Annotated in this window: 20 protein-coding genes; 17 read left to right on the top strand and 3 right to left on the bottom strand. The window is 74.0% G+C overall.

Going from position 1 to position 21824, the window contains the following annotated elements; genetic code table 11:
- Positions 1-32 precede the first annotated feature (32 nt).
- The 7 genes from ACL06G_RS05350 to ACL06G_RS05320 all read left to right on the top strand — a co-directional run bounded on the left by ACL06G_RS05350 (position 33) and on the right by ACL06G_RS05320 (position 9659).
- On the top strand, positions 33-617 hold the full coding sequence (locus ACL06G_RS05350; protein WP_412785495.1) for a YqgE/AlgH family protein: 585 nt from the start codon (positions 33-35) through the stop codon (positions 615-617).
- Between the two features lie 11 nt (positions 618-628).
- Positions 629-940 carry a DUF3039 domain-containing protein gene (locus ACL06G_RS05345; protein WP_412785496.1) on the top strand — a complete coding sequence of 104 codons (312 nt, stop codon included), beginning with the start codon at positions 629-631 and terminating at the stop codon, positions 938-940.
- A 400-nt stretch (positions 941-1340) separates the two neighbouring features.
- Positions 1341-2285: an FAD binding domain-containing protein gene (locus tag ACL06G_RS05340; protein ID WP_412835494.1), complete on the top strand. Its 945-nt coding sequence runs from the start codon at positions 1341-1343 to the stop codon at positions 2283-2285.
- On the top strand, positions 2282-4693 hold the full coding sequence (locus tag ACL06G_RS05335) for a 2Fe-2S iron-sulfur cluster-binding protein (RefSeq protein WP_412835493.1): 2412 nt from the start codon (positions 2282-2284) through the stop codon (positions 4691-4693). The genes ACL06G_RS05340 and ACL06G_RS05335 overlap by 4 nt, the downstream gene beginning before the upstream one ends.
- 52 nt (positions 4694-4745) lie before the next feature.
- Positions 4746-7082 (top strand): xanthine dehydrogenase family protein molybdopterin-binding subunit, encoded by a 2337-nt coding sequence (locus ACL06G_RS05330; protein ID WP_412785499.1) that lies wholly within the window; start codon positions 4746-4748, stop codon positions 7080-7082.
- Positions 7083-7423: 341 nt separating this feature from the next.
- Entirely contained in the window at positions 7424-8821 is a 1398-nt protein-coding gene (locus ACL06G_RS05325; RefSeq protein ID WP_412835492.1) for an FAD-binding oxidoreductase, read from the top strand.
- Positions 8822-8912: 91 nt separating this feature from the next.
- Complete coding sequence (locus ACL06G_RS05320; RefSeq protein WP_412785501.1) at positions 8913-9659, top strand: hypothetical protein; 747 nt, start codon at positions 8913-8915, stop codon at positions 9657-9659.
- 45 nt (positions 9660-9704) lie between these two features.
- Here the strand turns inward: ACL06G_RS05320 and ACL06G_RS05315 are convergent, their stop codons facing one another.
- The gene (locus tag ACL06G_RS05315) at positions 9705-9938 is read right to left on the bottom strand and encodes a metallothionein (RefSeq protein WP_412785502.1); all 234 of its coding nucleotides are present in this window, start codon (positions 9936-9938) and stop codon (positions 9705-9707) included.
- Positions 9939-10180: 242 nt separating this feature from the next.
- On the opposite strand from ACL06G_RS05315, the gene ACL06G_RS05310 reads away from it, so the two are divergent.
- The 9 genes from ACL06G_RS05310 to ACL06G_RS05270 all read left to right on the top strand — a co-directional run bounded on the left by ACL06G_RS05310 (position 10181) and on the right by ACL06G_RS05270 (position 19178).
- Positions 10181-10576 (top strand): DnaJ family domain-containing protein, encoded by a 396-nt coding sequence (locus tag ACL06G_RS05310; RefSeq protein WP_412835491.1) that lies wholly within the window; start codon positions 10181-10183, stop codon positions 10574-10576.
- 37 nt (positions 10577-10613) lie between these two features.
- The gene (locus ACL06G_RS05305) at positions 10614-10910 is read left to right on the top strand and encodes a YrhK family protein (protein WP_412785504.1); all 297 of its coding nucleotides are present in this window, start codon (positions 10614-10616) and stop codon (positions 10908-10910) included.
- Between the two features lie 149 nt (positions 10911-11059).
- Complete coding sequence (locus ACL06G_RS05300; RefSeq protein WP_412785505.1) at positions 11060-12544, top strand: MFS transporter; 1485 nt, start codon at positions 11060-11062, stop codon at positions 12542-12544.
- A gap of 133 nt (positions 12545-12677) precedes the next feature.
- Complete coding sequence (locus ACL06G_RS05295) at positions 12678-13583, top strand: LysR family transcriptional regulator (RefSeq protein WP_412785506.1); 906 nt, start codon at positions 12678-12680, stop codon at positions 13581-13583.
- A 99-nt stretch (positions 13584-13682) separates the two neighbouring features.
- The gene (locus tag ACL06G_RS05290) at positions 13683-14255 is read left to right on the top strand and encodes a cysteine dioxygenase family protein (protein ID WP_412785507.1); all 573 of its coding nucleotides are present in this window, start codon (positions 13683-13685) and stop codon (positions 14253-14255) included.
- The gene (locus tag ACL06G_RS05285) at positions 14255-15376 is read left to right on the top strand and encodes a YeiH family protein (RefSeq protein WP_412785508.1); all 1122 of its coding nucleotides are present in this window, start codon (positions 14255-14257) and stop codon (positions 15374-15376) included. The genes ACL06G_RS05290 and ACL06G_RS05285 overlap by 1 nt, the downstream gene beginning before the upstream one ends.
- Positions 15377-15513: 137 nt before the next feature.
- Positions 15514-17301, top strand: coding sequence for a DEAD/DEAH box helicase (locus tag ACL06G_RS05280; protein ID WP_412785509.1), 1788 nt, complete (start codon positions 15514-15516; stop codon positions 17299-17301).
- A gap of 337 nt (positions 17302-17638) precedes the next feature.
- On the top strand, positions 17639-18283 hold the full coding sequence (locus tag ACL06G_RS05275; protein WP_412785510.1) for an IclR family transcriptional regulator: 645 nt from the start codon (positions 17639-17641) through the stop codon (positions 18281-18283).
- Between the two features lie 106 nt (positions 18284-18389).
- A complete protein-coding gene (locus tag ACL06G_RS05270) occupies positions 18390-19178 on the top strand; it encodes a S16 family serine protease (protein WP_412785643.1) in 789 nt (262 codons plus the stop codon).
- A gap of 19 nt (positions 19179-19197) precedes the next feature.
- Here ACL06G_RS05270 and ACL06G_RS05265 read toward each other — a convergent pair whose 3' ends face one another.
- On the bottom strand, positions 19198-19803 hold the full coding sequence (locus tag ACL06G_RS05265; protein WP_412835490.1) for a hypothetical protein: 606 nt from the start codon (positions 19801-19803) through the stop codon (positions 19198-19200).
- Between the two features lie 188 nt (positions 19804-19991).
- On the opposite strand from ACL06G_RS05265, the gene ACL06G_RS05260 reads away from it, so the two are divergent.
- Positions 19992-20402: a VOC family protein gene (locus ACL06G_RS05260; protein WP_412785512.1), complete on the top strand. Its 411-nt coding sequence runs from the start codon at positions 19992-19994 to the stop codon at positions 20400-20402.
- 2 nt (positions 20403-20404) lie between these two features.
- On the opposite strand, the gene ACL06G_RS05255 is transcribed toward ACL06G_RS05260, so the two are convergent.
- Positions 20405-21772 carry an FAD-binding oxidoreductase gene (locus tag ACL06G_RS05255; RefSeq protein ID WP_412785513.1) on the bottom strand — a complete coding sequence of 456 codons (1368 nt, stop codon included), beginning with the start codon at positions 21770-21772 and terminating at the stop codon, positions 20405-20407.
- Positions 21773-21824 lie beyond the last annotated feature (52 nt).

Here is a 21824-nt window from a genome sequence, read left to right as displayed (position 1 = left end):
CGGGACGGCCCCCGCGGTGGAATCATGGGGGCATGACCGAGGTGTCCTCGCTCACCGGGCGGTTGCTGGTCGCCTCCCCGGTGCTGTCCGATCCGAACTTCGACCGTGCGGTGGTGCTTCTCCTCGACCACGACGAGGAGGGGTCGCTGGGGGTGGTCCTGAACCGGCCGACCCCTGTCGGTGTCGGGGACATCCTGGACGCCTGGGCGGCCCTGGCGGGAGACCCCGGCGTCGTTTTCCAGGGCGGACCGGTGTCGCTCGACGCCGCGCTCGGCGTCGCCGTCGTTCCCTCGGGCGGCGGGCCTGCGGGCGACGGAGCCGAGGGCCCGTTGGGGTGGCGTCGCGTCCACGGGGCGATCGGCCTGGTGGACCTCGAGGCGCCGCCGGAACTCCTCGCCGCCGAGCTGGGGTCGCTGCGCATCTTCGCCGGGTACGCCGGATGGGGGGCCGGGCAGTTGGAGGACGAGCTCGCCGAAGGCGCCTGGTACGTCGTGGAGTCCGAGCCGGGAGACGTCTCCTCGCCCGATCCGGAGCGTCTGTGGCGGTCCGTTCTGCGGCGTCAGCGCAGCGAACTGGCCATGGTGGCGACGTACCCGGACGATGCCTCGCTGAATTAGGCTTGGTGCACATGAGCATTCCAGAGCCCGAGCGCGGGACGGGTACCGGCACCCTCGTCGAGCCGACCCCGCAGACTTCGCACGGCGACGGCGACCACGAGCGCTACGCCCACTACGTCCAGAAGGACAAGATCATGGCCAGCGCGCTCGACGGCACGCCCGTCGTCGCGCTCTGCGGCAAGGTCTGGGTCCCCGGGCGCGACCCGAAGAAGTACCCCGTCTGCCCCATGTGCAAGGAGATCTACGAGACCATGAGCGCCGGTGGGGGCAAGGACGGCAAGGACGGCAAGGGCGGCGACGGCAAGGGCGGCGGCTCGGCCTGACCCCCGCGGCGCCGGAGCGCCGCCGTCGACCGCCCGGGCTCGGACGCACGCCCCGCACTTCCTCACCCGCCGGTGGAGTGCGGGGCGTGCCGCGCTCCGCGTGGGAACGCTGCTCTTCGGACGCCTGACCGAATTTCGCCCCCCGATCGTGTGAGGAGCGTCCGAGCGGTGCCCGCGCGCCCCCTGGCGGTGCGAGCGTGGGGCCGCACACCTCGCACGTGCCCGCCGCACGCCTCGCAGGGACCCCGTTCGGCGACGTACGGCGGGGCCGGATGCCGGCCCGCTCGACCGGACCCTCGCGACTGCAGTCGAGTGAGATGTGCCAGAGTTGCCACGTCCGGGCTGTGAGCACGTACCGTACGGCTGGGCAGCCGGGACGACCGGGGAAGGGGCAGCTGGATTGAGCACGCACGCACCGCATGCACCACCGGCGGCGCAGCCCGCCGCGCAGACGGGCGCGCCGGTCACCCTGCCGGCCACGCTCGACGAAGCGGTCGCCGCGCTCACCGCCCTGCCCGCCGCGGTACCCGTCGCGGGCGGCACCGATCTGATGGCGGACGTCAACGACGGTCGGCTCCGCCCCGCCGCCCTCGTGTCCCTCGGCCGCATCCGCGAGATCCGGGGTTGGGAGTACCTGGACGGACAGGCCCTGCTGGGCTCCGGACTCACCCTCGCACGGATGGGACGGCCCGACTTCGCCGCACTGATCCCCGCTCTCGCCGCGAGCGCACGTGCCGCCGGACCTCCTCAGATCCGCAACGTCGGCACCCTCGGCGGCAACATCGTCAGCGCCGCCCCCACGGGCGACACGCTCCCGGTGCTCGCGGCGCTCGAGGCGACGGTCGTCGTGGCCGGCCCGGGAGAAACGGGGGAGGGGACGACGCGGCGTGAGATTCCCGTCAGCCACCTGCTCGCGGGCATGGAGATGCTCCGCCCCGGCGAGGTGGTCGGGTTCGTCCGGGTACCGCTGCTGCATGCCCCCCAGACCTTCCTCAAGGCGACGGGGCGCACCGGGCCGGCCCGGGCCCTGGCCTCGGCCGCCGTTGTGCTCGACCCCGCGCACCGCGGAGTGCGCTGCGCGATCGGCGCGGTGGCGCCCATGCCCCTGCGGCCGCTGGAGGCCGAACGCTGGGTCGCCTCGCTCATCGACTGGGACGGCGACCGCGGGACCCTCGCCCCGGAGGCTCTCACGGCCTTCGGGGAGTACGTCGCGATGGCCTGCATCCCCGACCCGGAGCCGCAGGAGGACGGCGGGGAGCCACCCGCGCTTCCGGCGGCCGCCCTGCACCTGCGGCGCACCGTGGCGGCGCTGGCCCGGCGAGGTCTCGGGAGGGCACTCGGATGACCCCACAGCCGCACGAGCAGCAGGAGGCCGGAGGCATGCATCCCGGTCACGGGGCGCCGGAGGGAGATCGGGGCGACGCCGACCACGGCTACCCCGGCCCCGGGTACGCGGAGTCCGGGTACGTCGACCCCGGGTACGCGGAGTCCGGGTACGCGGAGTCCGGGTACGTCGGCCCCGGGTACGTCGAGTCCGGTTACCCCGACCCCGGGTACGCGCAGCCCGACTACACCGACCCCGGACAGGCCTCCCTGTACACGGACCCGGGCCATGCCCAGCAGCCCGGATACCCGGGGGCCGCCCCCGCACCCGGCTACGACGCCGCACCCGGCTACGACGCCGGACCCGGCTACGACGCCGGACACGACGCCTGGCAGGACGGCGGACACCACCCGGCACCGGGCAACTGGGGCGGAGAGTACGACTCCGACGCCACGGCCTTCGTCCAACTCCCCGGCCCCGGCACCGGTCTGCCCGCCGGCGCCGACCCACTGGCCGCCCCCGGCACCGGCCAGGGCGGCTACACGCCGCCGTCCCTGTCGGACTTCGAGGACCGCCGCGGCGTCCCGCAGCCGGGCGGGGAGGCGTACCCCTCCTACGGCGCCGGATACGGCGAAGCCCCGATGACTCCCGCGGCGGCCACGGATCCGGCGGCGACCGGGCAGTGGACCATGCCGTTCACCGGGGCAGCCCCGGAGGCGGCACTCCCCGACGGACCGGACGCGGACGCTCCCGCCGACGGTGCCCCGACCGCCGGCGCCGAGCCCGACCGTCCCTTCCCCGACGCCACCCACACCCACGGGGGCGCCGCCGCCATGGGCCAGGGTGCCGCGGCCGCCCTGGCGGGATCGCACGAGGCACGCACGCAGCGCCGGCCGCTCGGCGCCGGCGGCGCAGCCGGCAGGGACGCGACGACACCGGCGGACACCCACGACGGGGCGGAGCACGGCACCGACCACGGCCCGGAACCCGGTGCCGACCATGCCGCGGGCCACGCGGCCGCCGATCCGGAGGTCCGGCTCGCCGACTCGATGGCGCGGCGCCGGATCCCTTTCACCGGCGCCCCGGCCCCCGAACCGGCGCACTGGCCCGAGGCCGGTTCCGCCGAGGTGCCCGCGCAACCCGACCACGGGAACCGGCCGCACCTGCGGGACCCCGAACACCCGCCGGCCACCCCGGAGGTCGACATTCCCGGCCCGCGCTCCGCCGTGCCGGACCCCGTGCCCGGGGAACCGGTGCGCGGCGTCCCGGAGCCCGACAACGGCGCCGCCCACGCCCCCGGACCCGGCGCGCCGCCGCCGGACGCGGCCTCCCCGGAAGAGCCGACCGCCGACAGCGCGATCCCCGAGGCCGGGACGCCCTCCGAAGGCACCGACGGCCCCCCGGACGCGCCCGAAGCACCGGCCGCGGAGCACACGGCCCCGAGCCGCCCCGCGGAGGGATCACCGCCCAGCCGCATTCCCTTCGTCCCCTCCACACCCGGACGCGCATCCACCGCCGGACCGTCCGAGCCCGCGCAGCACGACACCGCGGCCCCTCCGGACAGCGGGGAATCCCCGCCCACCGCCGGGCCGGACGCCGTGGAAGCGGGAGAACCCCAGGTCCCCGACACCGCCTGGCCCGCCCCCGGCGCCGCAGCACCGCCGCCCGCGCCCGGCCCGGGAGATCCGCTGCCCGAGGCGTTCGGACAGCCGCCCGTCCACCACGAACCGTCCGTGCCCGCCGGCTCGCCGGAGGACGCCTCCGCTCCCGACCCGCAGGCCTGGGACCGGACGGCCGCCGGCGCCGGGCCGGACGATTCCGGCGAGTACGCGACCGTCCCCGCCCACGGGGACGAACAACCGGATCCCGCCGCCGGGGCCGCGGAGTACAGCGACCATCCGCACGTCTCCTACGTGCTGCGGGTCAACGGCGTCGAGCGGCCGGTCTCCGAGGCGTGGATCGGGGAGTCGCTGCTGTACGTCCTCCGCGAGCGCCTCGGCCTCGCCGGCGCCAAGGACGGCTGCTCCCAGGGCGAATGCGGCGCCTGCTCCGTGCAGGTGGACGGCCGTCTCGTCGCCGCCTGCCTGGTGCCCGCAGCGACCGCCGCCGGCAGTGAGGTCCGCACCGTCGAGGGGCTCGCCGCCGACGGCACCCCCTCGGACGTCCAGCGCGCCCTCGCCCGGTGCGGCGCCGCCCAGTGCGGCTTCTGCGTGCCGGGCATGGCGATGGCCGTGCACGAACTGCTCGAGGGGAACCACGCACCGACCGGGCTCGAGACCCGGCAGGCCATCTCCGGGAACCTCTGCCGCTGTTCCGGCTACCGCGGTGTGCTGGAAGCGGTCGACACGGTCGTCGCCGAGCGCGAGGCGGCCCAGGCCGCTCGGGCCGCGGAGGAAGCGCGGGCGGCTGGAGAGGAGACGGACCGGTGACGTCGGCCCCGGCAACCCGACCGGCGTCCGCGCGCACCCGAAAGGCAACGGCATGACCAGCACGGCCGAGAACCCCGGCGCGGTCACGGGAACTCCCGCCCACGGAACCCCACTCGACCCGTCCGCCGCACGGGCCGCCACCCGCGGTCTCGGCGCGTCGCTGGAGTCGGTCGACGCTTCCGCCAAGACGGAGGGGAGCTTTCCGTTCGCCGCCGACCTCTGGGCGGAGGGCCTGCTCTGGGCGGCCGTCCTCCGCTCACCGCACCCGCACGCACGCATCCTGGGCATCGACACGGCGCCTGCCGAGGCGCTCCCGGGAGTCAGGGCCGTCGTCACCCACGCCGATCTTCCCGGTGACACGTCCTACGGGCGCCGCACCGCCGACCGGCCGGTCTTCGCCCACGACCTGATCCGCCACCACGGCGAGGCGATCGCCGCCGTCGCCGCCGACCACCCCGACACGGCACGCCTCGCCGCCGCGGCGATCGCCGTGGAGTACGAGGTACTGACTCCGGTCACCGACCCCGAGAAGGCCTTCGAGGCCGAGCCGATCCACCCGCACGGCAACCTCGTCCGGCACATCCCGCTGCGCCACGGCGATCCGGAGGCCACCGGCGAGGTCGTCGTGGAGGGGCTGTACCGCATCGGCCGCCAGGACCCGGCACCCATCGGCGCCGAGGCGGGGCTGGCCGTGCCACGCCCGGACGGCGGTGTCGAGATCTACACCGCCTCGACCGACCCGCACACCGACCGCGAGCAGGTCGCCGCCTGCTTCGGCCTTCCCCGCGAGCAGGTCAAACTGGTCGTCACCGGCGTTCCCGGCGCGCTCGGCGACCGCGAGGACACCGGCCTGCAGGTCCCGCTCGGGCTGCTCGCCATGCGCACCGGCTGCCCCGTCAAGATCGCCGCGACGCGGGAGGAATCCTTCCTCACCCATGCGCACCGGCATCCGACGATGCTGCGCTACCGGCACCATGCCGACGCCGACGGGAAGCTCCGCAAGGTCGAGGCGCAGATCCTGATGGACGCCGGTGCGTACGCCGACGGCTCGTCCGAGGCGCTCGCCGCAGCGGTCGCGTTCGCCGCCGGCCCGTACGCGGTCCCGCACGCCGTCGTCGACGGCTGGGCCGTGCGCACGAACAACCCGCCGTCCGGCCACCTCCGTGGCGAGGGCGCCATGCAGGTGTGCGCCGCGTACGAGGGGCAGATGGACAAGCTCGCCGCACAGCTGGGCATGGATCCCGCGGAGCTCCGGCTCCGCAACGCGCTGGCCACCGGCGACCTGCTGCCCACCGGGCAGACCGTCACCTGCCCCGCGCCGGTGGCCGAACTCCTCACCGCCGTCCGTGACGCGCCGCTGCCCGAACTGCCCAAGGACAGCCCGGAGTCCGAGTGGCTGCTGCCCGGCGGCCCGGAGGGCGCGGGCGAGCCCGGCGCCGTCCGCCGCGGCATCGGCTACGGCGTCGGCATGGTGCACATGCTGGGCGCCGAGGGCACCGACGAGGTGTCGACCGCCACGGTGAAGGTCGAGGGCACGGTCGCGACCGTGCTCTGCGCCGCCGTCGAGACCGGTCAGGGGTTCGCCACCCTGGCCCGCCAGATCGTGCAGGAGACCCTCGGCATCGACGAGGTGCACGTGGCCTCCGTCGACACCGACCAGCCCCCGGCCGGCGCCGGTGCGCGGAGCAGGCACACCTGGGTCTCCGGCGGCGCCGTCGAGCGTGCCGCGAAGATGGTGCGCGCCCAGCTGCTCCAGCCGCTGGCCGCGAAGTTCGGCATGTCCACCGAACTGCTGACGGTCTCCGACGGCAGGATCACCTCCTACGACGGGGTGCTGTCGACCACGGTCGCCGAGGAGCTCGAGGGCAAGGAGCTGTGGGCCACGGCCCAGTGCCGCCCCCACCCCACCGAACCGCTCGACGCCTCGGGACAGGGCGACGCCTTCGTCGGTCTCGCCTTCGCCGCGGTGCGCGCCGTCGTCGACGTCGACATCGAACTCGGCTCGATCCGGGTGGTGGAGGCGGCCATCGCCCAGGACGTCGGCCGGGTCCTCAACCCGCAGCAACTGCGGGCCCGCATCGAGGCCGGCGTCACCCAGGGGATCGGCGCGGCGCTCACCGAGCACCTCCGGGTGGCGAAGGGCGTGGTGCGGCACCCGGACCTCACCGCGTACGCACTCCCCACCTCGCTGGACGCACCCGACGTGCGGATCGTCGAACTGGTCGAGGAGCGCGACGTCGTCGCTCCCTTCGGCGCCAAGGCCGCCTCCGCGGTGCCCGTCGTCGCCGCACCCGCCGCGGTCGCCTCCGCCGTACGTGCCGCCACCGGCCGTCCGGTGAACCGTCTGCCCATCCGCCCGCAGGCCGCCGTCGCCGACGCCGCCGGCTGACCACGGGCTGCCACCGGCGGTGTTGCGCGACCCGCGGCACGGCGTGACGCTGGAAGTACCGGCCTTCACGGCGGTCGGTCGCGCGGACGCACAGCGGTAACGGCGGGGCCGGGCCGGGGGCAGGGCCGGTGACGATCCGAGGCGGCTGCCGCAAGGGAGGCGAGCACCACCCGGCCACCACGCCGCCGGCGGCCAGGCATCCACGACACGTCATGGACGCCGCCCGAGCCCGAGACCCCTCACCCGGCTCGACACGGCACGGCGCTCACCCAGCGGGCGCCGGACGCGCACCTCGCGGACGGAACCGGGCGGACGACGCCCCCGTTCCGCAAGGAGCGATCATGAGCACCACCCTCGACGCACCCGCGGTGGAATCCCTCCGCAACGCGCTGCGCGGACCGGTCATCACCCCGCACGACCCGACGTACGACGAGGCGCGCACCATCTACAACGCCATGATCGACCGGCACCCGGCGGCGCTGGTGCGCTGCGCCGACGCCGGCGACGTCATGGCGGCGGTCGACCGCGTCCGCGACAACGGACTGGAACTCGCGGTGATGGGCGGCGGTCACAGCGGTCCCGGCCTCTGCCTGGTGGACGGCGGAGTCACTCTCGACCTGTCACCGATGCGCTGGGTGCGGGTGGACCCGGAACAGCGCACGGCGTACGTCGGCGGCGGGAGCCTGATCGGCGACCTCGACCACGCCACCGCCTCCTTCGGACTCGCCGTGCCCGCGGGCATCGTCTCGACCACCGGAGTCGGCGGACTCACCCTGGGGGGCGGCCACGGCTACCTGACCCGGAAGTACGGCCTGACCGTCGACAACCTGCTCTCCGCGGACGTGGTCCTGGCCGACGGGAGCTTCGTCACCGCGAGCGCGACCGAGCACCCCGACCTCTTCTGGGCCCTGCGCGGGGGCGGCGGCAACTTCGGCGTGGTGACCGCCTTCACTTTCCGCCTGCACCCGGTCGACACGGTCGGAGTCGCGATCACCCTGTGGCCCGTGGACCGCACTCCCGACGTCGTCTCCTGGTACCGGGAGTTCCTCCCGCAGGCCCCGGAGGACGTGTACGGCTTCTTCGCCGAACTGGTGGTGCCGCCCGGGCCGCCCTTCCCCGAGGAACTCCACGGGCGGAAGATGTGCGCGATGGTCGGATGCTGGACCGGCGACGCCGACCGCCTGGAGGAGACCTTCTCCGTGGTGAACGAGGCGGGCCCGCCCGCCTTCCACTTCGCGGCCCCGATGCCCTACGCGGCGCTGCAGAGCCACTTCGACGCCCTCATCCCGCCCGGACTCCAGTGGTACTGGCGGGGCGACTTCTTCGACGACATCCCCGACGCCGCCGCCGAGGTCCACCGCAGGTACGGCGAGGGCATTCCCACCGACCTGTGCACCATGCACATGTACCCGGTCGACGGTGCGGCCTCCCGCGTCGGCGCGGACGAGACCGCCTGGAGCTACCGCGACGCCGTCTGGTCCGCCGTCTTCGGCGGCATCGACGCGGACCCCGCGAACGCCGCGACGATCAAACGGTGGTGCACCGACTACTGGAGCGAGATGCACCCCTACTCGATGGGCGGCGCGTACGTGAACTTCGTCGGCGCGGACGAGGATGCCGACCGGGTCCGCAGCACCTACCGCGGCCACTACGAGCGTCTGGCCCGGGTCAAGCGCGGCTACGACCCGTACAACCTCTTCCACGCCAACCAGAACGTCCTCCCCGCCCGGGAGACCTGACGGCCGGGCCCGCAACCCCGGCAGCCCCGCCCCCGCCCCCGCCGGTTACGGTGGCCCGCATCCACCGTGGCCGCGAGGACGGAGTCAGGGCATGCACGAGCGCGACCAGCGGCGTACCCGCGCCGCCGACGGGATGCGGGCCGCATCCGCCCTGGTCCTGCTGACCACCGCACTCGCCGCCTGCGGCGGGGGCTCCGGCGAGCGGCCCGCACCGCGGGAGACCCGGCAGAGCGGTCCGTCGCAGCAGACCGTGGCACTGGTGGAGAGGACCAATCGCGCCATGTCCCGCACCAGCTTCACCGCCTCCGGCACGAACAGCGCGTTCGGCGGCGCCCAGCAGGAGATCACCTGGGATCCCGCCCAGGGGTTCCACATGACGGTGCGGGCCGACGACGGCACCGAGACCGACGTGTACTGCCGGGACGGCCGCACCTACATCAGCGCCCCGCTGCTCGCCGAGACGCTGAGCCGCCCGGAGCAGCCGATCACCGTGCCGGACGACTTCGCGGACCGCTACGTCACCGTCGAGGCGGACAGCTGCGACGGGTACTTCACGGTCCCCACGACCGTGGAGCGGGCCCCGCGGCGCGACACCGTGATCGACGGCTCCACCTCGCGCGCCGTGACCGTCGAGAAGGGCGGCAGCGTGGACGTGTACCACCTCGCCGCGGACGCGCCGCGCCTGATGAAGTGGGACGTCCGGCGCGACGGGGTGCAGACGACCATGACGTACGGCGGGTACGGCAAGGAGTACCCCCTCACGCTGCCTCCCGAGGAGCAGCGCATGGAGATGAGCCGGTTCCAGGCCGAGGTGCTGGCCGACGCGACCGGCGGGTGACCGCACCTCGCCGTCCACGCCGCCGGCGGTCGCCCGCCCGTCGCTTCAGGAGTGGTCGACGAGTTCCGCGTGCCCCTGCATCCGCGCGCAGTGCGCACAGCAGTAGAAGTGCCCGTCCGCCTGCAGACCGTGCCCCAGGATGCGGCACTCGCAGTGTTCGCACACCGGCGCCATCTTGTGGGCGGCGCACTCGAAGCAGTCGAAGACGTGCACCTCACCGGCGGCACGCACCTCGAACGCCATGGCGTAGTCGTTCCCGCAGACCTCGCACGCGGCCATGACCACTCACTCCCTCGTCCTCGTACCGGACCCCGCGGCCTGCCGGGCCCCCTGGCGTGATCGTCACCGGCAGGACAGCGCACGGCGCGGCGCGTGCGCAACGCACAGCGCCGTGACCGCCCCGCGAATCACCTCCGCGGCGGGTGCCCCGACTCTCCGGCCGGAAACCGCTGTCCCGCAGCCGCCCGTTGTGTCAAGATCGGGTAAAGAGTACGCCTGTCGAGGGGACGGGAGCAGCCGCCGTGACCGAACGCAAGCCACCCGGACTGCCCTTCGAGTCGTGGGTCGATCGTCAGATCCGTGAGGCCACCGAGCGCGGCGCGTTCGAGGGCCTGCCCGGCGCCGGCAAGCCCCTCCGGGGCGAGACGGCACCGTACGACGAGATGTGGTGGGTCAAGGAGAAGATGCGCCGCGAGGGCGTCTCGTATCTGCCGCCGACCCTCGCCCTCCGCAAGGAGGCCGACGACGACTACGCCGCCGCGCTGCGCTCCGGCAGCGAGGAGGAGGTGCGGCGGAGGATCGCGGCCCTGAACGAGAAGCTCCGCCGGGCGGTGCTCGACGGTCTCCCGGGCCCCTCGGTGAGTTTCGCCCAGTACGACGTCGAACGGGTGGTGGAGGAGTGGCGCCGGGACCCCTGACCCCGCCGCGGGGCGGGCCCGCCCTACCGTGGCGGGCATGAGCGACCACCACCGGCCGGATCCGCTGACCATCCGCATCGGACACGACGAACTGGTCATCCGTCGCCGCTACGAGGCCGCCAGCATCCTCAACGACGCCATAATCGCGCTCTGGTTCGTCGCGGGCAGCGTGATGTTCTTCTACGACTCCTGGGCGGTGACCGGCACCTGGTGCTTCCTGCTCGGCAGCCTCCAGTTCCTGATGCGGCCCGCGATCCGGCTGACCCGCCAGGTCCACCTCCGCCGGGTGCGCGGCGGCGCCTTCGACGGGACGGATTCCTCGCAGGACTACTGACGCCCGCGACCCGGCCGTGCGCGGAGGCGTAGGACCTGCGGACGGGTCCCGTCTCCTCCCGGCGGCGGGTCCGCCGGCGTCCTCCGCCGCCGTACGGTGGCCGCGCACACCGGACCGCGGGCACGGACCCGCCGAGGAGGGGGAGCGGCATGGGCGCAGCGGGACGTGCGTGGCGCACGGTGACCGCGCCGGAAACCGGGGAGCCGGCGGGCTCACCCGGCGGCGCACCGCCGCGGCGGGAGTCCGTGCTCGGCCCCTCCTACCGTGCGCTCACCGCGGGCATCGTCTCGGTCGTCCTGCTCATCGCCTTCGAGGCGACTGCCGTGGGGACCGCGATGCCCGCGGCGGCCGCCGAACTGCACGGTGTGGCGCTCTACGCCTTCGCCTTCTCGGCGTTCTTCACCACCAGCCTGTTCGGTATCACGGTCTCGGGCCTGTGGTGCGACCGGCGGGGACCGCTGCCTGCGCTGGCCGCAGGCATCGCGGCCTTCGCGTTGGGGCTGCTCACCGCCGGCACCGCCCCGACCATGCTCGTGCTGGTGCTCGGCCGGGCCGTGCAGGGGATCGGCGGCGGACTCGTCATCGTGGCGCTGTACGTCGCGGTGGGCCGCGTGTACCCGGAGCACCTGCGCCCGGCGGTGATGGCGGCGTTCGCGGCGTCCTGGGTGGTGCCCGCGATCGTCGGTCCCCTGGTGTCCGGCACCGTCACCGAGCGGTTCGGCTGGCGCTGGGTGTTCCTCGGACTTCCGCTCCTCGTCGTACTGCCGTTGGCCGCGATGCTGCCGCCGCTGCGTCGGCGGGCCGCGGGGGCGCCGCCGGGCGCGGCGACCGATGCCCCGCCCGATCTGCGCCGGGTGCGCCTGGCGCTGTGCGTCGCGGCCGGGGCCGCTCTCCTGCAGTACGCGGGCCAGGACCTGCGTGCCGTCGCCCTGCTGCCGGCTGCCGCCGGTGCGGCGCTGCTGTTTCCCGCCGCACTGCGGCTGCTGCCCCGGGGCATCCACCGCGCGGCCCGCGGCCTGCCCGCCGTGGTGCTGCTCCGCGGGATCGCCGCCGGGGCGTTCGTCACCGCGGAGAGCTTCCTGCCGTTGATGCTGGTGACGCAGCGCGGCCTGACGGTGACACGTGCCGGTCTGGTGCTCGCGGCGGGTGGTGCCACCTGGGCCCTGGGGTCGTTCCTCCAGTCCCGCAGCCGTATGGAACCGTACCGGCACGGGCTGGTGAGGCTCGGCACGGTGCTGATCGCGTTGGCCGTCGCCTACCCGCCGGTGGCGCTGGTCGAGGCGGTGCCGGTCTGGACGCTGGTCGTGGTGATGGCCGCCGGCTGCTTCGGCATGGGTCTGGTGCTCTCCTCGCTCAGCGTGCTGCTGCTGCGGCTGTCCGCTCCGGAGCACGCGGGCGGGAACTCGGCCGCCCTGCAGACCTCCGACGGGCTGTGGAGCATCGTGCTGCTCGCCGCCGCGGGTGCCGTGTTCGCCGCCGCGGGCGGCGGCGCTCCGGTCGCCCACGCGTCTGTGTCCGGGGTGTCCGAGGGGGCCGCGCCCGCCGCTGCCGGCTTTGTCGCCGTCCATGTCCTCGCGGCGCTCGCGGCGGCGCTGGGGGTCGTCGTCGCGGGGCGGTTGCGCGAGGCGTCCTGACGACGCCGTGCCGCACGGTCCGCGCGCACCGTGCGCCTCGTGCTGCCCGGCAGGCCCACGTCCACGTCCGGTACCGGTCCCGCGACGGAGGCCCGGCTGTCCTCGGAACCCAAAATCTGCTTATGTGTGGAGCATGTTCGACTCGCGGCTGCTCAGGACCTTCGACGAGGTCGTGCGGGCCGGATCGTACTCCGCGGCGGCCCGTGCCCTCGGGTACACGCAACCCGCGGTCACGCAGCAGATGAAGACGCTCGAACGATCCGTGGGCACCCCGTTGTTCGTCCGCGCCGGACGGCGCATGCGCCTCACCGAGGCGGGCGAGGCGCTCTCCCGCCACGCCGAGGTCATCCTGGCGGACATGTCCCTCGCGCAGGAGCAGATGACCGCCCTGACACGGCTGCACGCCGGCCGGGTGCGGGTGTGCTCCTTCCCGAGCGCGGGGGCGACCCTCGTCCCCGAGACCCTCGCGCGCCTCGCCGCCGACCATCCGGGCGTGCGCGTGGAACTCCAGGAGAGCGAGCCGCCCGAATCGCTGGAGCGGGTCGTGCGCGGCGAGTGCGACATCAGCCTCGCGTTCACCTACCCCGGCCTGCGCGAACAGGTGCCCGAGGAACTGGTCGAGGTACCGCTCCTGGAGGACCAGCTCACCGTCGTGATGCCGTCCCGGCATCCCATGGCGCAGCGGCGGGCCGTGAGGCTCGCGGACCTGGCGGAGGAGCGGTGGATCGCCGGCTGCCTCCGCTGCCGCACCAACTTCCTCCACGAGTGCGCCGAACTCGGCTTCGCGCCGGACGTGGTCTTCACCACCGACGACATCCTGGTCGTCCAGTCGCTGGTCGCCGAGGGGCTGGGCATCGCGATGATGCCCGGTCTCGTGCTGTCGTTCCTGATGCACGGCAAGGTCTCGGGCCGCCCGCTGGACCCGGCGTCGCGGCGGCAGGTCTCGGCCTACGTGCTGCGCGAGCACCTGCGTATTCCGGCCACGGCGATGGTGCTCGACGAACTGCGGACCGTCGCCGGGCGCCGGGTCGGCTGCTGACACACGCGGGCGAACCGGGCGCCCCCGATAAGCGCTCCTTGGGAAATCCCAACATCTCATCATTGGACCTGATGGAAAGCCTCCGGCCATGCTGGTCCCATGGCGACTTCCACGGAGACCGGCCCGCTCGCCCGGACGACGGCACGCACGACCGCGCTCGTGGCGGACGTGCGCGAGGCCGTGGACCGGGGACTTCCCCCCGACGTCACGGCGTACCTCGTCGGAGAGAAGATCGCCCCCCACCTCGGGGCGTCCGACCTCCTCACCCCGCAGCAGTGCGAGGGGGACCCGGCGCACTACCGCCAGCACCTCCTGCACGCCGAGCCCGACGGCAGCTTCTCCGTCGTCGCGCTCGTCTGGCTCCCCGGGCAGCGCACCGCCGTGCACGACCACGTCGCGTGGTGCGTGACCGGCGTCCACCAGGGAGAGGAGCACGAACGCCGCTACCGGCTCGTGCCGGCCGGGGAGCACGGCGAACCCGCACGGCTCGTCGCCACGGAGGACGTGGTCAACCCGCAGGGAGCGGTGTGCGGATTCGCGCCGCCCGGTGACATCCACGCGGTCCGCAACGGCTGCGACCGCACCGCGATATCGCTCCACGTGTACGGCGCCGACCTGTCCCGCCTGGGCACCAGCGTCCGCCGCGTCTACGACCTCCCGACCGACCGCTGATGCCCGGACCGGGTCCGCGCGCCGCGGCCTCCCCCCTCACGGACCGCGCCGCCCCGGCCGCGTCTGCCGCCCCGGCCGCGCGACGGCGAGGGCGCCGCGGCCCGCTGCCGGGGCTCGCGCTCGCCGCCGGCGGCGTACTGCTCGCCGAGGGCGTGCACACCCTCCTCCCCGCCGTACCCGCGCTGACGACCGCACTCGTCCTCGGCGTCGCCGCGGCCCACCTGCCGCGGGTGCGCGACCTCGTGGCCGGAGCCGCCCGCCCCGGACTGGTACTCGCCGGCAAACGCCTCATGCGCCTCGGCATCGTGCTGCTCGGCCTCCGCCTCGGGCTGGACGACGTGCTCGGGCTCGGCTGGTCCAGCGCCCTCATGGTGGCGGCCGTCGTCGCGGCCACCTTCGGCGGAACGCTGTGGTTGGGACGCCGGCTCGGACTGCCCGGGGACCAGCCGCTCCTCATCGCCACCGGCTACGCCATCTGCGGCGCCTCGGCGGTGGGCGCCGTCAGCCAGGTGCGCCGGAGCGACGAACGGGACGTGGCCGCCTCGGTGACCCTGGTGACCCTCTGCGGCACCCTCGCGATCGGCGTGCTCCCCCTGCTCCAGGGGCCGTTGGGTCTGGACACCGTCCAGTTCGGCCGATGGGTCGGGGCAGGGGTGCACGACGTGGGGCAGGTGGTGGCCACGGCACAGACCGCGGGACCTGCGGCGCTCGGCGAGGCCGTGCTGGTGAAGCTGCTGCGGGTGGCACTGCTCGCCCCGCTCGTCGCCGCCGTCGCCGTGAGCACCGCACGCCGACTGCGGCAGCGCACCGGCGCCCGGCCCGCCTCTCCCGACGCGGCCGAGTCGGACGACGGTGCCCGCCCCCCGCTGGTGCCGCTGTTCGTGCTCGGCTTCCTCGCGATGGTCCTGGTCCGCACCACCGGCGCGGTGCCCGACGCCGTCCTGCAGGGCGCCGACACCGCGAAGGAACTCCTCCTCGCCGCTGCGCTGTTCGGGCTGGGCAGCGCGGTGCACCTGCCCTCCCTGGCCCGGACCGGTGCACGAGCGGCCGTACTCGGTCTGGGAGCCTGGGTGGTCGTGGCCGGAGCCTCGTACGGCGGCGTGCTGCTCACCACGGCGTAGCCGCCGCCCGCGGACGCGGACGCCGTGTGACGCGCGTCCCACCCCGGAGGGACGCGTCGAGGTCCGCACCCGACTCCGGCGACCGCGCCGGTACCCTGGCGCGGTCGCCCGTACCGCGAACGCAGACGACGAGGACCGTGACTACCACTTCCAGCAGCCATCTCTCCCCGGCCTTCCCCGGCCGCGCTCCCTGGGGCACGGCCAACAAGCTCCGTGCCTGGCAGCAGGGCGCCATGGACGCCTATCTCCAGGCGCAGCCCCGGGACTTCCTCGCCGTCGCCACGCCGGGCGCCGGCAAGACGACGTTCGCCCTGACGCTGGCCTCCTGGCTGCTGCACCATCATGTCGTCCAGCAGGTCACCGTCGTCGCTCCCACCGAGCACCTGAAGAAGCAGTGGGCGGAGGCGGCCGCCCGCATCGGCATCAAGCTCGACCCCGAGTACAGCTCGGGCCCGTTGGGCAAGGAGTACCACGGCATCGCCCTGACGTACGCGGGCGTCGGCGTGCGGCCCATGCTGCACCGCAACCGCGTCGAGCAGCGCAAGACCCTGGTGATCCTCGACGAGATCCACCACGCCGGGGACAGCCGTTCCTGGGGTGAGGCCTGCATGGAGGCGTTCGAGCCCGCCACCCGCCGCCTCGCCCTCACCGGCACCCCGTTCCGCTCGGACACCAACCCCATCCCGTTCGTCACCTACACCGAGGGCGCCGACGGGATTCGGCGCTCCACGGCCGACTACACCTACGGCTACGGCGACGCCCTCGGGGACGGCGTCGTCAGGCCGGTCATCTTCCTCTCCTACAGCGGCAACATGCGCTGGCGGACGAAGGCGGGCGACGAGGTCGCCGCACGGCTCGGCGAGCCGATGACCAAGGACGCCGTCTCGCAGGCCTGGCGCACCGCACTCGACCCGCGCGGCGAATGGATGCCGTCGGTGCTGCGGGCGGCGGACCACCGGTTGAGCGAAGTGCGCAAGGCCATCCCCGACGCGGGCGGTCTTGTCATCGCCAGCGACCAGGACTCCGCACGGGCGTACGCGAAACTGCTCCGCGGGATCACCGGCCGCGCGGTGACCGTGGTGCTCTCCGACGATGTCGGAGCCTCGCAGCGCATCGAGGACTTCCGCGGCGGGACGGACCGCTGGATGGTCGCCGTGCGCATGGTCTCCGAGGGGGTCGACGTGCCGCGCCTGGCGGTCGGCGTCTACGCGACCACCGTCTCGACCCCCCTGTTCTTCGCCCAGGCGGTGGGCCGCTTCGTCCGTTCCCGGCGCCGGGGCGAGACCGCTTCCGTCTTCCTGCCGACCGTGCCGACGCTGATGACGTTCGCGCACGAGATGGAGGTCGAACGCGACCACGTCCTGGACAAGCCGAAGAAGGACGGCGAGTCCGAGGACCCGTACGCCGAGGAGGCCGACCTCCTGGAGGAGGCCGAGCGGCAGCAGGACGAGGACACCGGCGACGGCGACCAACTGCCTTTCGAGGCGCTGGAGTCCGACGCGGTCTTCGACCGGGTGATGTACGACGGCGCCGAGTTCGGCATGCAGGCCCACCCGGGCAGCGAGGAGGAGCAGGACTACCTGGGCATCCCCGGCCTGCTCGAACCGGAACAGGTCCAGATGCTGCTGCAGAAGCGGCAGTCGCGGCAGATCTCCCACAGCAGGAAACGCCCCGACCAGGAGGCGGACTTGTTGGAGGTGCCCGCCGACCGGCGCCCCGTCCTCACCCACAAGGAGATGATGGAGCTGCGCCGGGAGCTCAACTCCCTCGTCGGCGCCTACTCCCACCAGAGCGGCAGGCCGCACGGCGTCGTCCACACCGAGCTGCGCCGCGCCTGCGGCGGGCCGCCCGCGGCGGAGGCCACGGCGAGCCAGCTGCACCAGAGGATCGCCAAGGTCCGTGAGTGGGCCACCCGCATGCGGTGACCCCGCGCGGTGCGGTCCGGCTCCGCCGCTCTGGCAGAAAGCCGTCGTCCGGACACCTCGCCATCTCCGGCACATCCCCCGGGCAAATACCTGCAAACCGGACCGACTCTGCCCGGATTCTGGACGAACCCTTCCGGTGAGCGGGTATCCATGGCTAAGTTTCCGCTACGCACACGCCCCGTGGCAGCTCCGCCTCGGAGCGCAGCCGGGATGTGTACCGACCAGAGTCCACGCGGCCGGCGGCTCTCTGCGTGGACGAGTGAGGCTGCCGGCCGACCAACGGCACTCTTGCACCCCGCAGCCGGCTGTCGTGCCGGAGAGAGAAGGGGGTTGCGTCGTGACCGCGGAGACCTCGCAGACGCTCGACCGAGGGCTGAGGGTGCTGAAACTCCTCGCCGACACCGACCACGGCCTCACCGTCACGGAACTGTCCAACAAGCTGGGCGTGAACCGGACCGTCGTGTACCGGCTGCTGGCCACCCTCGAACAGCACGCACTCGTGCGCCGCGACCTCGGCGGGCGCGCCCGGGTCGGCCTCGGGGTGCTGCGGCTCGGCCGGCAGGTGCACCCGCTGGTGCGGGAGGCCGCGCTGCCCGCGCTCCGCTCGCTCGCCGAGGACGTCGGAGCCACCGCCCACCTGACCCTCGTCGACGGGGCGGACGCGCTTGCCGTCGCCGTTGTCGAGCCGAGCTGGACGGACTACCACGTGGCGTACCGCGCCGGATTCCGTCACCCCCTCGACCGGGGTGCGGCAGGGCGAGCCATCCTGCTGGGCCGTGGCCCCGACAGCGAACTGGGCTCGGGCCACGTTCTCACCCACGGGGAGCTCGAGGCGGGCGCCAGCGGCGCGGCGGCACCGATGCTCGGCGTCACGGGCATCGAGGGCAGTGTCGGCGTCGTCATGCTCTCCGAGTCGGTGCCGGTGCACGTGGGGGAGCGGGTGGTGCGTGCCGCACAGGACGTGGCCGACGCGTTGCGGTAGCCCGCGCCGCCGCGCCTGGCAGCCGGCCGACGGGCGGGCGGCGGCGTGAACTAGATTCACCCCCATGCCCTCGCTCCGCTCCGTCCCGTCCGCCCTCCGGGGGTCACTGCTCGCGGGAGGCAGCCGCTCCCGCGTCCTCGCCCTGTGCGGCCTCGCCGTCGCGGCGCTCGTGGCCGTCGCGGCCGCCGCGCCGCTGCCCTTCTCCGTCGCGCAACCCGGGCTGACCGCCGACGTGCTGGGAAGGTACCGGGGCGAGAAGGTCATCACGGTGAGCGGCGCGGAAACCAGCCGCCCCGAGGGCGAACTGCTGATGACCACGATCGCCGCAACCGGGCCCGACGCCTCGATCCACCTCGGGGACGTGCTGCGCGGCTGGTTCGCGACCGACCGTGCCGTGATGCCCCGGGATTCCGTGTACCCGGTCGGGGACACGCCGCGCGAGATCAGGGAGCACGGCACGGCGCAGATGAGGAAGTCGCAGACGGCGGCGGTCACCGCGGCGCTGCGGGAGTTGGGCGTCCCGCGCGGCGACGTGGACGTCGACCTGCGGCTGGAGGACGTGGGAGGTCCCAGCGCGGGCCTGCTGTTCACGCTCGGGGTGATCGCCGAACTCGAGGACGATCCGCGCGCCCTCACCGGGGGCCGCACCATCGCCGGCACCGGCACCATCGACGCCGCGGGGAACGTCGGTCCGGTCGGTGGGGTGCCGCTCAAGACCCGGGCGGCGGCCCGGGACGGGGCCACGGTGTTCCTCGTGCCGCGGGCCGAGTGCGCCGACGCCCGCACCGACCTGCCGGACGGCCTCCGCCTCGTGCCGGTGACGGACCTCGACGGCGCGCTCAGCGCCCTGGAGGCCCTCTCCGAGGGCGGCTCCGTTCCCGCGTGCCCTGCCTGAGCGGCAGCGCCCGTCGGCCTCAGCCCGAAGGCACCAGCCCGACCGCGGTCAGCACCGCGATGGCAACCGTGACGAGCCCCAGGACCAGTGGTCCCCCCAGCGCGCCGAGTGCCACGTGGCGTGCCCCCAGACCGGCCCGCCGGTGGTACGACACGGCCAGCACTCCGAAGCCGCCCGCGAACACGAGGAAGAAGAGAAGGTACGCCACGGACCGCACGCCCAGCCCGTCGTCGTCGGCGAGGCCCGCGGCCATCCCGAGGCCCTGGGCCGTGCTTCCCAGGCTGTAGACGCCGAGGGTCGCGAAGGCGGCCCAGACGCTCACCCCCACCAGTGCCGGCCCCGGCCACCGCGGAGCGCGCACGACCGACAGCAGCGCGACGGCCGCGCCGAGCAGCTTCAGCAGCAGAACCCCCACGTTCATCACGGCGAAGCCCGTGGGGTAGGCGTCGGCGAGACGGGTGTAGCCGCTGCTCGCCAGGAATCCGGTGGTCATCAGGTCGACGTTGGCCAGCGCGAACCCGACGCAGCAGGCCACCGTCAGCGTGGCGACGGTGAGCACGCCCCGGCCGGGTGGGGCGACGGCCCGGGGCCCGGCGGCGGGCGCGGAGGAAGAGGGCGTTGTCATGCACGCAGAATAGAAGTGCCGCGCCGCCGGAGCCTCCGCCCGGAGGCCGAATCCGTCCCCCTCCACGGAAGGAGAGAGGCACGGCCGCACTTCCTTCCCCCGCAGGACGGCCCGGGCTGCTGCGGGCCCCGGGCGGTCGGCGACCTGCTCCCGGGCGCGACGGGTCCGGGCCGCCTACGATGATCGGCATGTCGCCTGCTGCCCCGTCCTCCGTATGGCCGGTCCTGCACTACGACGACACGAGGGCCGCACTGCGCTTTCTGGTCGACGTGCTGGGTTTCGAGGAGGCGGTCGTCGCGCCGGACGAGCACGGCGGCATCGCACACGCAGAGCTGCGCCGGCCCGGCGGTGGTGCGCTGGTGTTCGGTTCGACCCGGCACACCGACAGCGTGCACGGCGGGATGCGGGCCGGAACCGGCGCGGTCTACGTGGTGAGCGACGACGTGGACGCGGTGCACCGGCGCGTGGTCGACGCCGGCGGCGAGGTCCTCGAACCACCGCACGAGACCCGGTTCGGGTCGGGCGCCGCGTCGTACGTGTGCACGGTGCGTGATCCGGAGGGCAACCTGTGGACCTTCGGCACCTATCGCGGCACGTAGGGCTAGAACAGCTTGCCCGGGTTGAGAATCCCCAGCGGATCGAAGACGTCCTTGATGCCCCGCTGCATCTCCAGGCCCACCGGGCCGATTTCCCGTGCCAGCCATTCCTTCTTCAGGACGCCGACGCCGTGTTCACCGGTGATGGTGCCGCCGAGCTTCAGCCCCAGGTCCATGATCTCGTCGAAGGACTCCTTGGCGCGACGGGCCTGTTCCTCGTCACGGGGGTCGAAGCACACGATCGGATGCGTGTTGCCGTCGCCCGCGTGCGCACACGAACCCACCGTGAGGCCGTAGCGGTCCCCGATCTCCTGTGCCCCGTCGAGCAGGGCGGCCAACTGGCCGCGCGGCACGCACACATCGTCGATCAGCGTGGTGCCGGTGATCTTCTCGAGCGCCACGAGCGCGAGCCGACGGGCCTGCAGGAGCAGATCAGACTCGGCCGCCGTGTCGGCCGGCACCACCTCCGTCGCTCCGGCCGACGAGCACAGTTCGCCCACGGCGGCCAGGTCGCGGGACGGGTCAGGGGTGTCGAACCCGGCCAGCAGCAGTGCCTCCGTCGACTCCGGAAGCCCCATGTGCGCCATCGCGTTGACCGCGCGGAGCGTGGTGCGGTCCATGATCTCCAGCAGGGAGGGGGCGTGACCCCGCTCCATGATCCGGCACACCGCGTCACCGGCCGCCGTCATCGACGGGAACTCCGCGGCCAGGACCAACTGCTGCGGCGGTTCCGGACGCAGCGCCAGCACCGCCCGGACGACGACGCCCAGGCTGCCCTCGGAACCGACGAAGAGACGCGTGAGGTCGTAGCCCGCGACACCCTTGGCGGTGCGTCGACCCGTCGTCATCAGGCGCCCGTCGGGCAGGACGACTTCGAGGCCCAGCACGTACTCGGCCGTCACGCCGTACTTGACGCAGCACAGCCCCCCGGAGCCCGTGCCGATGTTCCCGCCGATCGTGCACTGCTCCCAACTCGAGGGATCCGGGGGATAGTAGAGGCCGTGCTCTCCCACGGCGCGCGACAGCACGGCGTTGACGACGCCCGGTTCCACGACCGCGATGCGCTCGACCGGGTCGATCCGGAGGATGCGGTCCATCCGCGTCAGCGACAGCACGATGCAGCCCTCGGACGCGTTCGCCGCGCCGGACAGCCCCGTGCGTGCTCCCTGCGGCACCACAGGGACGCGCAACGCGGTGGCCGTGCGCATCACGTGCTGCACCTGCTCCACGGTGCGGGGCAGCACCACGACCGCCGGGGATCCGGCGTCGCAGAAGCTCGCCATGTCGTGTGCGTAGGTGCGCGTGACGTCCGGGTCGGTGACCACTGCTTCCGGGGGAAGTCCGTCCCGGAGCTGCTCGTGAAGGGCACTCATACCGGCACTGTCGCACCCGGTGAACCCGGCGGCAATGAGGGCACCGCCACGA

This window comes from Streptomyces callyspongiae, assembly GCF_047200695.1.
Lineage (GTDB): Bacteria > Actinomycetota > Actinomycetes > Streptomycetales > Streptomycetaceae > Streptomyces.
The sequence above is the reverse complement of the archived record's forward strand: the minus strand, read 5'-3'. Positions and strand labels throughout refer to the sequence as shown.